This window comes from Brevundimonas sp. KH_025 (assembly GCF_057839885.1).
In genome coordinates this window covers 2718511-2730811 of the sequence record NZ_CM174501.1, presented here as the reverse complement: position 1 = coordinate 2730811, position 12301 = coordinate 2718511, and the positions used below count along the sequence as shown (strand labels likewise).

Here is a 12301-nt window from a genome sequence, read left to right as displayed (position 1 = left end):
GATTGTGCGGTGCAGCGCAGATGGGCCTCAATAGCGGCCAAGTCAAGGCGAACCGGCCGAAAGTCTAGAGCAGGCTGACCGCCATATTGACCGCCAGGGCCAGGATCACCGTGTTGAAGACGAAGGCGATCAGGCTGTGCAGGGTGGCGATGCGGCGCAGTCGGCGGCTGCTGATCTGGATGTCGGCGGTCTGGCTGGCCACGCCGATGATCAGGGCGAAATGCAGGAAGTCCCAGTAGTCGGCCTCGCTTTCGCCAGGGAAGATCAGCCCCTTGCGGTCGCCCCTGCCCTTGGGCGCCGGGGCGTAGAATTCGTGGGCGTAGTGCAGGGCGAAGATGACGTGGGTGAACAGCCAGGACACGGCGATGGTGCCGATGGAGAACAGGGCCTCCGCCGTCGTCGGCTTGCCGCCGTCCGCCGTCTCCATCACGATCACGAAGACGCTGGCCGTCGCCGCCAGCAGGCTGAGCGGCAGGACGGCGCCCCCCGCCTGATCCAGCGCCGCCGCGCGCCGCCGGATGGCATCGGCCGTCCGGGCCCGCCGCAACCGCGCGAAAGTCAGCAGCAGGAAGACGGTCGCGCTGGCGTCCCAGGCCACGGCGACCCGCATCTGCCAGTCCCAGGCGGGGGGCGTCGTCGCGATCGCCACGGCCAGAACCCCCAGGCCCAGCCACAGGGCGGCGTGCAGTCGGAACGAGCGGACGATCCAGGTCATGGGGCGGATGATTACGCCGTTCTTCGCCTTGGGCCAGTCTGGCTGAACGATTCCGCGCCGGACCCGTTCGATCAGGCGCAAAGGAACGGATCATGGCCGTACGCCCGACATGGCAGGGACATCTGAAGCTGTCGCTCGTGACCTGTCCGGTCGCCCTCTATACGGCGACGAGCAGCGCCAGCGACGTGCGCTTCCACCTGATCAATCCGGCCACCAACAACCGCATCCGCATGGTGACGACCGACCCGGACACCGGGCCGGTCGAGCGGTCGGAACTGGTCAAGGGCTATGAGGTGTCCAAGGACGAGTACGTCCTGTTCGACGAGGCCGACTTCGACAAGGTGAAGCTGGAAAGCACCCGCACCATTTCCATCGACCAGTTCGTCGACGAGGCCGAGATCGACCGGCTCTATTGGGACGATCCGTACTATGTGGTGCCGGAAAAGGGCGTGGGCGTCGAAGCCTTCGCCGTGATCCGCGAGGCGATGAAGAGCGCGGGCAAGATCGCCCTGGGCCAGCTGGTGCTGCGCGGCAAGGAGCGGCAGCTGGCCCTGGAGGTCCACGGCAAGGGGCTGGTCGCCTACACCCTGCGCGCCCACGACGAGGTGCGCGCCGCCGACGACTTCTTCGACGACATTCCCGAGGTGAAGGCGGACGCCGACATGGTCGAGATCGCCGCCCGCATCATCGGCCAGAAGGAGGCGGAGTTCGACCCGACCCGTTTTCACGACCGCTACGACGAGGCTCTGCGCGAAATGATCGCGGCCAAGGCCAAGGGCGGACAGGGCGTGGTCACGGCGCCCGAGCCGGACGATACGAACGTCATCGACCTGATGGCGGCGCTGAAGGCCAGCTTGAAGGGATCGGCCCAGCCTGTCGCCAAGAAGGCCGGGCCGAAAAAGAAGGCGGGCTAGAGGTCCGCCGTGCTGACCACATGCCTGAAATGGTGCCGCCACAGCCGGGCGCCCAGTTCGCCGGAGCGGTCCAGCGACGAACCGACGGTCAGGTCGGTGATCAGGGTCGGGGTCAGCCCCGCGTCGAACAGGGCGAAGCCGGCGGCCAGGACGCAGGTGTCGGCCTGGATGCCGCAGACCAGAACCCGCTCCGGGTTCAGGCTCCTCAGATGGGCGACGGTCTCGGACGTCGGCGCATAGCCGTGCTTCACATGGACGACGTCGGCGTTGATGAGGCTGTCGTCGTCGGGGCCGGGGGTCCAGCCGAGCTGGCGCGCGAAGGGGGTGACGGCCTCGTCGTGGCGCTCGACCGTGGCCACCGAGGGCATGGTCCCGATCAGCCGGTTGATGCCTTCGATCAGCCAATCGGGCGGGCTGAAGCTGGGCTGGACGTCGATGATCAGCAGCGCCTGTCGCATCGTGCCGATCAGCGCTTCTTGCCCAGTTCGGCGGCGATGTCCTTGGTCATGCGGCCGACCTTGCGGTGGGCGGCGGTGATCTGGTCGCGGGTCACGCCCCAGCGCTTCATCCAGTATTCGACGGCCTGACGTTCGGACAGGTCCAGCCGGTCCTTGTCGATGAAGCCGCGCTTGTCCTTGAGGCCCGCCATGGGGGTGTCCTTCCTTGTTCGAACAGCAGGTTAGCACGGCGGGCGCCGGGAAGGGCGCCCCGGGCCTGGCTCAAACGCCCGCCTTCTTCATCGCCGGCTTCAGCGACGCCTCGGCTCGGCGGAAGTCGGCCCAGGGGTCGGGGGCTTGCAGCAGGGCGGCCGCGGTCAGGAGGTTGAACGCAGTCGGGTCCAGTCCCGGCTTCGCCTGACCCCAGGACAGGGGCAGGGCGAGGCCGGCGCCGGGGCGGGCGCGGGGCGACCAGGGGGCGACGGCGGTGGCGGCGCGGCCGTTGCGCAGGTAGTCGAGGAAGATCTTTCCGCCCCGCGCCGACTTGGCCATCGTCGTGGTGAAACGGTCGGGACAGTCGGCTTTCAGCGCCTCGCAGACGGCCTTGGCGAAGGCCTTGGCGGCGTCCCAGTCGATGCGGCTGCGGGCGTCCGAGCGGATCGGGACGACGACGTGCAGGCCCTTGCCGCCGGTGGTCTTGACGAAGGGGGTCAGGCCGAGGGCCTCCAAGCGCGGTTTCAGCAGGTTGGCGGCGGCGACCACGGCGTCGAAGGCGAGGCCCTCGTCGGGGTCGAGGTCGAAGGTGATCTGGTCCGGGGTCTCGGGATCGCCGGGCCTGCAGCCCCAGGGATGCAACTCCAGCCCGCCCGACTGGCCGATGGCGATCAGGCCGCTGAGGTCGGTGACGGCGACATAGGGTTTGCCGGCCCCCGCCTCGATCGGGCGCAGGCCCGGATGGTGGCCCGCCAGGGCGTGGCGCTGGAAGAAGCGTTCGCCCGCGATGCCGTCGGGGGCGCGGATGATGGAGACGGGGCGGTCGAGGATATGGGGCAGCAGGCGGTCGGCGGCGGCCTCGTAATAGCGGATCAGATCGGCCTTGGTGACGGCGGCGTGGCCGTCGAGCGCGGGCCACAGCACCTTGTCGGGATGGGTGATGGTCACGCCCGCGACGGCCAGCTTGCTTGGCTTGGCGGCGGGCGGTTGGGGCGAGGCGGTGACGTCGGCGGGGGCCTTGTCTTCGCGCAGGCCCTTGAAGGCGGCCTGGCGCAGGATGCCGGCCTCGGAATAGCCGGCGTGTTCGATCTCGGCGACGAGGACGGGGGCGACCCAATGCAACTGTTCACCCAGGTCGGCGCTGGCCTCGGGGGCGGCGGCGCCGACGAAGGGCGAGCGGTCGGCGGCGGCGGCTTTCAGGGCGGGCAGCAGGGTTTTCGTCAGGGCCGCTGAATAGCCGGTTCCGACGCGGCCGAGGTAGCGCAGGCCGCCCTTGGTCTTCACGCCGACCAGCAGGGAGCGGAAGCGAGTTGCGCCCTCCGAAGACCAGCCGCCGATCACCACTTCGTCGCGGCCCCGGCATTTGGATTTGACCCAGGTGGCCGAGCGCCCGGCGCGATAGGGGGCGTCGAGCTTCTTGGAGATGACCCCCTCCAGCCCCATCCGGCAGGCGCTTTCCAGAACGGCGGAGCCGCTGGCGGCGAAATGGTCGGTGTAGCGCAGGCGGGCGGCGTGGCCCTTGGCGACGCGGTCGCACCAGGCCTGCAGCCGGGCCTTGCGATGCGACAGGGGCAGGGGGCGCAGGTCCTCGCCCCCGTCGAACAGCAGGTCGAAGGCGAAATAGACCAGGGCGTCGGTCTTCTCGTCGGCTATGGCGGTCTGAAGCGCCGAGAAGTCGGGCAGGGTGTCGGCGTCCAGCGCGCACAATTCGCCGTCGACCACGGCGTCGGGCCAGTGGGCGGCGTCGGCGGCCAGTTCGGGAAAGCGCTCGCTCCAGTCCAAACCCTTGCGGGTGCGCAAGGTCGCGCGGCCGCCGCCGGTGGCGACCTGAATGCGGTAGCCGTCGAACTTGATCTCATGCACCCAGCCGAGCGCCGAGGGCGGGCGGTCGGCGACCTGGCACAGCTGGATGGGGACGAAGGCGTGGGGCTTGGCGAGAGGTTTGGCTGCGGGCTTTGACGGCTTGGGCGCGGCCTTGCGGGCGGCGGGTTTGGAGGAAGTCCATTCGGTCTCGTCGTCAGCGATTTCGGCGAGGGTTCTGCCGGTGGTGATGGAGGCGTCGATCTCGGCCAGGGCGTCGCCTTCGCCCTCGACGGCGTAGGCGTCCTTCTCCTTGAGCAGCAGCCAGTTGGGGCGCTGCTTTCCGCTTCCTGGGGGCTTGCCTCGGTTGGATTTGAGCCGGACCAAGGCCCAGCCGCCCTTCAGCCGTTCGCCGTCGAGGGTCAGCTTGATGACGCCCTTTGCGAAGGCGGCGTCCAGATCGGCGTCCTGGGGCGTCCACCCGCCGACGTCCCACAACTGCACCGTGCCAGCGCCATAGTTGCCGGCGGGGATGGTGCCTTCGAAGCCGCCATAGTCGAGGGGGTGGTCCTCGACTTCGACCGCCAGACGTTTGACGTGAGGATCGCGCGACGGGGCCTTGGTCACGGCCCAGGACTTCAGCACGCCGTCATGCTCGATGCGGAAGTCGTAGTGCAGACGCGTCGCGGCGTGGCGCTGGATCAGGTAGCGCAGGGCGGTGGTGCGCGGCCTGGCCTTGCGCCCCTTCGGCTCGGGCGTGAGGCCGAAGCTACGCTTGGCCTGATAGGTCTCCAGTTCGCCGCGCGCCGTCATGGGGACGGAACGCGGCGGGGCGGCGAAGGCTTCATCGGCCCATGCCGCCCCTTTGGCCGCCCCGATGGGCCTAGTGCATGGCCTCGCCGTGCTGGCTGTAGTCGAGGCCCTCGATCTCGGCCTCCTTCTCGACGCGCAGGCCGACGGTGTATTTGCAGATCATCAGCACCACGAAGGTGCCGACGGCGCTCCAGATCATGGCGCCGCCCAGGCCGACAGCCTGCTTCCACACGCTTGCCCCCTCTGCCAGGGGATTGATGGCGGCGTTGGCGAAGACCCCGGTCAGCAGGGCCCCCGCGATCCCGGCGATGCCGTGCACGCCGAAGGCGTCGAGGCTGTCGTCGTACTTGAGTTTGTGTTTGAGCCAGACGGCCCCGACATAGGCGACCGGACCCGAGATCAGGCCGATGAAGAAGGCGCCCTTGGGATCGACGAAACCGGCGCCGGGGGTGATGGCGACCAGACCGGCGACCACGCCGGTCAGCAGGCCCAGCAGGGTCGGCTTCTTCTTCAGCGTCCACTCCACCGCGATCCAGCCGACGGCGGCGGCGGCGGGGGCCAGCAGGGTGTTGAAGACGGCGACGGCGGCGATCTCATTGGCGCCCGCGGCCGAGCCGCCGTTGAAGCCCATCCAGCCGACGAACAGCAACCCCGTCCCAATGGCGGTGAAGGCCAGGTTGTGCGGGGCCATGTTGTCGCGGCCCCAGCCGTGACGAGGACCCAAAACGATGGCGCAGACCAGACCGGCGACGCCCGCATTGACGTGGACCACGGCCCCGCCGGCGAAGTCGAGCACGCCCAGCTCGCCCATCCAGCCGCCGCCCCAGACCTGATGGCAGATCGGCGCATAGACGATCAGGTGCCACAGGGTGAAGAAGAGGATGCTGGCCGAGAACTTTATGCGCTCGGCGAAGGCCCCCGCGATCAGGGCCGGGGTGATGATGGCGAAGGTCAGCTGATAGCTGATCCACAGGAACTCGGGCAGGCCGGGGGTCAGGGCGTGGGCGGTCTTCACCCCGACGCCGTTAAGGAACAGGCCCTGCAGGCTGCCGATGAAGCCGTCAGCCGGACCGTCGCTGACGCCGAAGGACAGGGTGTAGCCGGCGACGAACCACAGGACGGTGACGATGGCCATGGCCGCCGTCGAATGGGCGATGGTGGCGATCAGGTTCTTCTTGCGAACCATGCCGCCGTAGAAGAGCGCCAGACCCGGCAGGGTCATCATCAGCACCAGGGCCGTCGAGGTCAGGATCCAGGCCGTACCGGCGCCGTCCAGCGCCAGCGGAACCTGATGCGTCAGCAGGTTCGGCGCCGCCGCCAGGGCAGGCGCCGCAAGCACAAAGGCGAAAAGGCCGCAACAGAATGCTGCGGCCCTGGTGATCGTCGGTGATGTCATGAAGGTCTCGGGGAGAAGACGCGGCGGAAGGGAAGGTCAGGCCGGTTGGGCCAGCCTGACGTCGGTGTTCGCGGCCTCGGCGGCCAGGACGGTCTTGGGCACGATGCGGACGAAGCGGGGCGCGAACGTCGACCAGTCGGCCAGGATACGCCTGGCCAGAGGCGAGGCGGTGGCGGCGGCGTGGGCCTCGATCAGGGCCTTCAGCCGGGCTTCCGCCTCGGCGTCGATGGCGCCGATGCCGGCCAGGTCGCCGTTCAGCGCCCGGGCCGCGCGACCGTCGGCGTCCAGCACGAACAGCTCGCCGCCGCTCATGCCCGCCGCCAGGTTCCAGCCGACGGCGCCCAGGACGACCACACGGCCGCCGGTCATGTATTCGCAGCCGTGCGCGCCCAGACCCTCGACCACGGCCTCGGCGCCCGAGTTGCGGACGGCGAAGCGTTCGCCCGCCGCCCCCGCCACGAACAGACGCCCGGAGGTGGCGCCATAGAGGGTGGTGTTGCCGCAGACCTGCTGGTCCGCGCGCCACTCATAGGGACGGACATGGATGTCGGCCCCCGACAGGCCCTTGCCGACGTAGTCGTTGACCTCGCCGACGACGTCGAGGATCAGGCCCTTGGCCCCGAAGGCGCCGAAGCTCTGACCGGCGATGCCTTCCAGCTTCAACGTCAGGCGGCCCTGCGGACCCTCCGGGCCGAACTTGCGCACGATGGCGGACGACACGCCCGCGCCGGCGGTGCGCTGGGTGTTGTTCAGCGGATAGGACAGTTCCAGCGTCTGGCCGCGCTCCAAGAAGGCCTGGGCGTCCTTCAGCACCTGGGCGTCCAGGCTCTCGGGGACGGGCTTGCGCACCTTGTCGGCCCAGCGGCCGGGACGGTCGACGTCGACCTTCATCAGCAGGGGGTTGAGGTCCAGGTCGTCCAGATGCGAGCCGCCGCGCCGTGTCTGACGCAGCAGGTCGGTGCGGCCGACGATTTCATCAATGGTGCGGGCGCCGATGGCGGCCAGGATTTCGCGGACCTCCTCGGCGATGAAGCTGAAGAGGTTGACCACCTTCTCCGGCGTGCCGGTGAACTTGGCGCGCAGGCGCTCGTCCTGCGAGCAGACCCCGACCGGGCAGGTGTTGGAATGGCACTGGCGCACCATCAGACAGCCCATGGCGATCAGGCCCGAGGTGCCGATGCCGTATTCCTCGGCCCCCAGCAGGGCGGCCAGGACCACGTCGCGGCCGGTGCGGATGCCGCCGTCGGCGCGCAAGCTGACCGACGAGCGCAGGTGGTTCAGGCTGAGGACCTGATGCGCCTCGGCCAGGCCGATCTCCCAGGGCATGCCGGCGTGCTTGACCGAGGTCTGGGGCGAGGCGCCGGTGCCGCCGTTGTGGCCGGCGATCAGGATGGCGTCGGCCTTGGCCTTGGCCACGCCCGAGGCGATGGCGCCGATGCCGGTGGCGGAGACCAGTTTGACCGTGACCTTGGCGTCGGGATTGATCGCCTTCAGGTCGTAGATCAGCTGGGCCAGGTCCTCGATCGAATAGATGTCGTGGTGCGGCGGCGGGCTGATCAGGGTGGTGCCGGGGACGGCGTGGCGCATCCGGCCGATGAACTCGGTCACCTTGAAGCCGGGCAGCTGGCCGCCCTCGCCGGGCTTGGCGCCTTGCGCCACCTTGATCTCGATCTCGCGGCACTGGTTCAGGTATTCGGCGGTGACGCCGAAGCGGCCCGAGGCGACCTGCTTGACCGCCGAGTTGGCGTTGTCGCCGTTCGGACGCGGGACATAGCGGGCCGGGTCCTCGCCGCCCTCGCCGGAGACGGCGCGCGCGCCCATCCGGTTCATGGCGATGTTCAGGGTCTCATGGGCTTCGGGCGACAGGGCCCCCAGCGACATGGCCTGGGACAGGAAGCGACGGCGGATGTCGGAAACGCTCTCGACCTCGTGCAACTGCACCGGGGTCAGGCCCTCCTTGAAGTCCAGCAGATCGCGCAGGGCCAGGTCCGGCTGCTCGCGCACGGCGGCCGAGTATTGCTTGAAGCGCTTGTAGTCGCCGCGGTTCACCGCGTCCTGCAGCAGGTGGATGGTCCTGGCGTCGTGGGCGTGGGCCTCGCCGCCCGCGCGGATGCGGAAGAAGCCGCCCATGGACGGGGACGGCACCGCCGGACCGAAGGCCACGGCATGACGCTTGAGCGCCGCCTGCTCCAGGCCAGCCAGACCGATGCCCGAGATGCGCGAGGGGGCGCCGGGGAAGAACTCGGCGGCCAGGGCGCGGGACAGGCCCAGGACCTCGAACTCGCAGCCGCCGCGATAGGCGGAGATGACGCTGATGCCCTTGCGCGCCAGCACCTTCAGCAGGCCGGCCTCGATGCCGTGCTTGTAGTTCAGGCAGGCGTCATGAAGCGTCAGGCCGGGATAGGCGCCGCGATCCAGACGTTCCTGGAACAGCTCCTGCGCCAGCCACGGATTGACGGCGGTGGCGCCGACCCCGACCAGAACAGCGAAGGCGTGCGGGTCCAGGGTCTCGGCCGAGCGCACCACCAGCGAGCAATAGGTGCGCAGGCCCGCCTCGATCAGGCGGCCGTGGGTCCCGGCGACAGCCAGGATCATCGGCGCGGCCAGACGCTCGGCCGAGGCGTGCTCGTCGGTCAGGACGATCAGGGTGGCGCCCTCGCGCGCGGCGGCCTCGGCCTCGTCGCGGATGCGGTCCAGGGCCTGACGCAGGCCGGCGCCGGAACGGTCGCCCTCGGCCGGGACCGGATAGGTGCAGTCGATCACCGTGGTCGAGCCGTCGGCGATGACGCCGAGCAGGCGCTGGTACATGCCGGTGGTCAGGACCGGGCTATCCAGCACGAAGACCTCGGTCTGGGCCTCGTCCTGGGCCAGGATGTTGCCCAGGTTCTTGAAGCGCGTCTTCAGGCTCATGGCCCCGGCTTCGCGCAGGGGGTCGATGGGTGGGTTCGTCACCTGGCTGAAGTTCTGGCGGAAGTAGTGGGCCAGCGGGCGGGGCAGGCTGGACAGGACGGCGGGCGGGGCGTCGTCGCCCATCGAGCCGACCGCCTCCTTGCCGTCGCGGACCAGGGCGTCCAGCAGCAGGTCCAGATCCTCGCGGCTAAAACCGGCGGCGATCTGGCGGCGGATCAGGGCCTCGCCGACAGCGGCGCGCGGTTCCGGTCCGGGGCCGATGATCGGCTCTAGATCGACCATGTTTTCCAGCCACTGTTCATAGGGCTGGGCGGCGGCCAGGGCGTCGACGGCCTCATGCTCGTCGTAGAGGCGGCCGTGCTTCAGATCGACGGCGATCAGCTTGCCGGGGCCGATGTGCAGGCGGCGCTTGATGCGGCCCTCGGGCAGGGGGACCAGGCCGGCCTCGGAGCCGGCCAGCAGCAGGCCGTCCACGGTCTCGACGGCGCGCAGGGGACGCAGGCCGTTGCGGTCCTTGCCGGCCACGACCCAGCGGCCGTCGACGGCGCAGAGGGCGGCGGGGCCGTCCCACGGCTCCATCACCGCATTGCAGTAGGCGTAGAGGGCGCGGTGCTCGGGCTTCATCACCACGTCGTCCGAGGACCAGGCTTCGGGCGCCAGCAGGGCCTTGGCCAGGGGGGCGGGGCGTCCGGCGCGGACCAGGACCTCGAAGACATTGTCCAGCGCCGCCGAGTCCGAGCCGCCCGGCTGGACCACCGGCTTGACCTCATGGTCGCGGTCGCCGAAGGCCGAGGCCGCCATGCGGATCTCGTGGGCGCGCATCCAGTTCAGGTTGCCCTTCAGCGTGTTGATCTCGCCGTTGTGGGCCAGCATGCGGAAGGGCTGGGCCAGTCTCCACTCGGGGAAGGTGTTGGTCGAGTAGCGCTGGTGGAAGACGGCGTAGCCGGCGACGACCGTCGGGTCGTTCAGGTCGTGATACAGCCGGCCCAGCAGCTCGGCGCGGACCATGCCCTTGTAGACGATGGAGCGGGCCGACAGGGAGCAGAGGTAGAAGCCGTTCAGGCCCGAGGCCTGCACCGCCTTTTCGATGCGGCGGCGGCACAGGAACAGCTCGCGCTCCAGTTCCTCGATCTCCATGCCTTCCGGCGCGGCCAGCATGATCTGCTCGATCTCGGGCCGGGTGGCGTCGGCGCGCACGCCGACGACGGACAGGTCCATCGGCGTCTGGCGCCAGCCGTAGATGTAGAAGCCCGAGCGGATGGCCTCGGCCTCGACGATGGCGCGGGCGTGGTCCTGGGCGCCCAGGTCGGTGCGCGGCAGGAAGACCTGGCCCACAGCGATGGGGCCGGCGCGCAGGGTCTGACCGACCGCGCGCACCTGGGCCGCGAAGAAGGCCTGGGGCAGTTCGATCATGATGCCGGCGCCGTCGCCGGACAGGCCGTCGGCGTCGACCGCGCCCCGGTGGGCAACGGCCTTCAGCGACTTGATGGCCATCTCGACGATCTCGCGCCGGGGCTTGCCGTCGATGGCGCAGACCAGGCCCACGCCGCAGGCGTCGCGCTCCGACGAGGGGTCATAGGCGCCGCTCTCGATCAGGCGGGCGCGGTTCTCTTCGTATTGCGACAGCCAGTCGGTCATGCCGCGGCCTCCTCGGTGCGCGCGCGCAGGTAACGGTCGATTTCGGCCGCGGCGTCCTGGCCGTCGCGCACGGCCCAGACGACGAGAGAGGCGCCGCGCACGGCGTCTCCGGCGGCGAACACGCCGGGCAGGGTGGTGGCGAAACCGCCACGCGCCACCTGCAGGGTGTTCCACCGGGTCAGTTCCAGGCCGGCGTCGAGCTGCTCGGCGAAGGCCTCGGGCTCGAAGCCGAGGGCCTCGATCACCAGGTCGGCGGGCAGGTCGAAGTCCGAGCCGGGGACGGGGGCGATGTCGCGACGCTGGCCGGGGGCGGCCTCGGCCAAATTCTGGGCAAGCGCCATGCGCTGGGCGCGGACGGCGACGACGGCCTCGCCCTTGGACATCAGGGCCTTGGGCGCGCCCAGCCATTCGAAGCGGACGCCTTCTTCCTCGGCGTTCTGCACCTCGCGGGCCGAGCCGGGCATGTTGTCACGGTCGCGGCGATAGAGGCAGACGACGCTGTTCGCCCCCTGACGGATCGCCGTGCGGACGCAGTCCATGGCCGTGTCGCCGCCGCCGACGACGACGACGTCGCGACCGGCCGCATGGGGCGCGGCGTCGTCGGCGGCGTCGCCGCAGTCGACGCGGTTCTGGGCGATCAGGAAGTCGAGGGCGGCGACGGTGTCATCGGGGCCGCGTCCCGGCACGCTGAGGGTGCGGGCCTGATAGACGCCCATGGCCAGCAGGACCGCGTCGTGACGCGACCGCAGCTCGTCCATCGAGACGTCGACGCCGACCGAGGTGTTGAGCACGAACTGGACGCCGCCTTCGATCAGGCGGTCCACGCGGCGCTGGACGATGCGCTTCTCCAGCTTGAAGCCGGGGATGCCATAGGTCAGCAGGCCGCCGGCGCGGTCGTGGCGGTCGTAGACGACGACAGCGTAGCCTTCGCTGCGCAGGCGGTCGGCGGCGGCCAGACCGGCCGGGCCGGAGCCGATGATGGCGACGCTCTGGCCGCGTTCGGCCAGGGGGCGGATGGGCTCGACCCAGCCGTTGTCGAAGGCGGTGTCGGCGATCCAGGCCTCGACCGAGCCGATGGTGACGCCGTCCCAGCCGGACTGCTGCAGGGTGCAGGCGCCTTCGCACAGGCGGTCCTGCGGACAGATGCGGCCGCAGATCTCCGGCATGGTCGAGGTGGCGGCGGCGACGCGCCAGGCCTCGCGCAGGTCGCCGTCCGCCGACAGGGCCAGCCAGTCAGGAATGTTGTTCTGCAGCGGGCAGGCGTTCTGGCAAAAGGGCACGCCGCAGTCGGTGCAGCGCGACGCCTGGGCCGTCCCGCCGTCGGCGGTCGGCTTGAGCGTGATCTCCGCGAAGTCGCGCACGCGCGCCTCGGCCGGCTGCTTCTCGAGCCGCCGCTGTTCAATCAGGAAACCGCCAGGGTTGGATCGTCCGCCTTTTTGCATTTGCTCATTAAGCGAGACATGGG

Annotated in this window: 8 protein-coding genes; 1 reads left to right on the top strand and 7 read right to left on the bottom strand. The window is 69.9% G+C overall.

Annotation, left to right across the window (positions count from 1 at the left end):
* Positions 1 to 64: 64 nt before the first annotated feature.
* Entirely contained in the window at positions 65 to 715 is a 651-nt protein-coding gene (locus AC3IS2_RS13510; protein ID WP_489198301.1) for a DUF1345 domain-containing protein, read from the bottom strand.
* 92 nt (positions 716 to 807) lie between these two features.
* Here AC3IS2_RS13510 and ku point away from each other — a divergent pair, with 92 nt between their 5' ends.
* Positions 808 to 1629 (top strand): non-homologous end joining protein Ku, encoded by an 822-nt coding sequence (gene ku, locus AC3IS2_RS13505; RefSeq protein ID WP_489198300.1) that lies wholly within the window; start codon positions 808 to 810, stop codon positions 1627 to 1629.
* On the opposite strand, the gene AC3IS2_RS13500 is transcribed toward ku, so the two are convergent.
* From AC3IS2_RS13500 to AC3IS2_RS13475, 6 genes are all read right to left on the bottom strand, one after another.
* Positions 1626 to 2087, bottom strand: a complete 462-nt coding sequence (locus AC3IS2_RS13500) for a cysteine hydrolase family protein (RefSeq protein WP_489198299.1) — start codon at positions 2085 to 2087, stop codon at positions 1626 to 1628. The genes ku and AC3IS2_RS13500 overlap by 4 nt on opposite strands.
* A gap of 8 nt (positions 2088 to 2095) precedes the next feature.
* Positions 2096 to 2278 carry a DUF3606 domain-containing protein gene (locus tag AC3IS2_RS13495; RefSeq protein WP_047413801.1) on the bottom strand — a complete coding sequence of 61 codons (183 nt, stop codon included), beginning with the start codon at positions 2276 to 2278 and terminating at the stop codon, positions 2096 to 2098.
* Positions 2279 to 2348: 70 nt separating this feature from the next.
* On the bottom strand, positions 2349 to 4892 hold the full coding sequence (gene ligD, locus AC3IS2_RS13490; RefSeq protein WP_489198298.1) for a DNA ligase D: 2544 nt from the start codon (positions 4890 to 4892) through the stop codon (positions 2349 to 2351).
* Between the two features lie 70 nt (positions 4893 to 4962).
* The gene (locus AC3IS2_RS13485; protein WP_489198297.1) at positions 4963 to 6288 is read right to left on the bottom strand and encodes an ammonium transporter; all 1326 of its coding nucleotides are present in this window, start codon (positions 6286 to 6288) and stop codon (positions 4963 to 4965) included.
* A 36-nt stretch (positions 6289 to 6324) separates the two neighbouring features.
* On the bottom strand, positions 6325 to 10836 hold the full coding sequence (gltB, locus tag AC3IS2_RS13480) for a glutamate synthase large subunit (RefSeq protein WP_489198296.1): 4512 nt from the start codon (positions 10834 to 10836) through the stop codon (positions 6325 to 6327).
* Complete coding sequence (locus AC3IS2_RS13475) at positions 10833 to 12278, bottom strand: NAD(P)-dependent oxidoreductase (RefSeq protein WP_489198294.1); 1446 nt, start codon at positions 12276 to 12278, stop codon at positions 10833 to 10835. Before AC3IS2_RS13475 ends, gltB begins: the two co-directional genes overlap by 4 nt.
* Positions 12279 to 12301 lie beyond the last annotated feature (23 nt).

Coding starts and splice junctions, on each gene's coding strand:
- AC3IS2_RS13485 (WP_489198297.1), bottom strand. CDS start 6,288: ATGACATCACCGACGATCACCAGGGCCGCAGCATTCTGTTGCGGCCTT.
- gltB (WP_489198296.1), bottom strand. CDS start 10,836: ATGACCGACTGGCTGTCGCAATACGAAGAGAACCGCGCCCGCCTGATC.
- ku (WP_489198300.1), top strand. CDS start 808: ATGGCCGTACGCCCGACATGGCAGGGACATCTGAAGCTGTCGCTCGTG.
- AC3IS2_RS13495 (WP_047413801.1), bottom strand. CDS start 2,278: ATGGCGGGCCTCAAGGACAAGCGCGGCTTCATCGACAAGGACCGGCTG.
- AC3IS2_RS13500 (WP_489198299.1), bottom strand. CDS start 2,087: ATGCGACAGGCGCTGCTGATCATCGACGTCCAGCCCAGCTTCAGCCCG.
- ligD (WP_489198298.1), bottom strand. CDS start 4,892: ATGACGGCGCGCGGCGAACTGGAGACCTATCAGGCCAAGCGTAGCTTC.
- AC3IS2_RS13475 (WP_489198294.1), bottom strand. CDS start 12,278: ATGCAAAAAGGCGGACGATCCAACCCTGGCGGTTTCCTGATTGAACAG.
- AC3IS2_RS13510 (WP_489198301.1), bottom strand. CDS start 715: ATGACCTGGATCGTCCGCTCGTTCCGACTGCACGCCGCCCTGTGGCTG.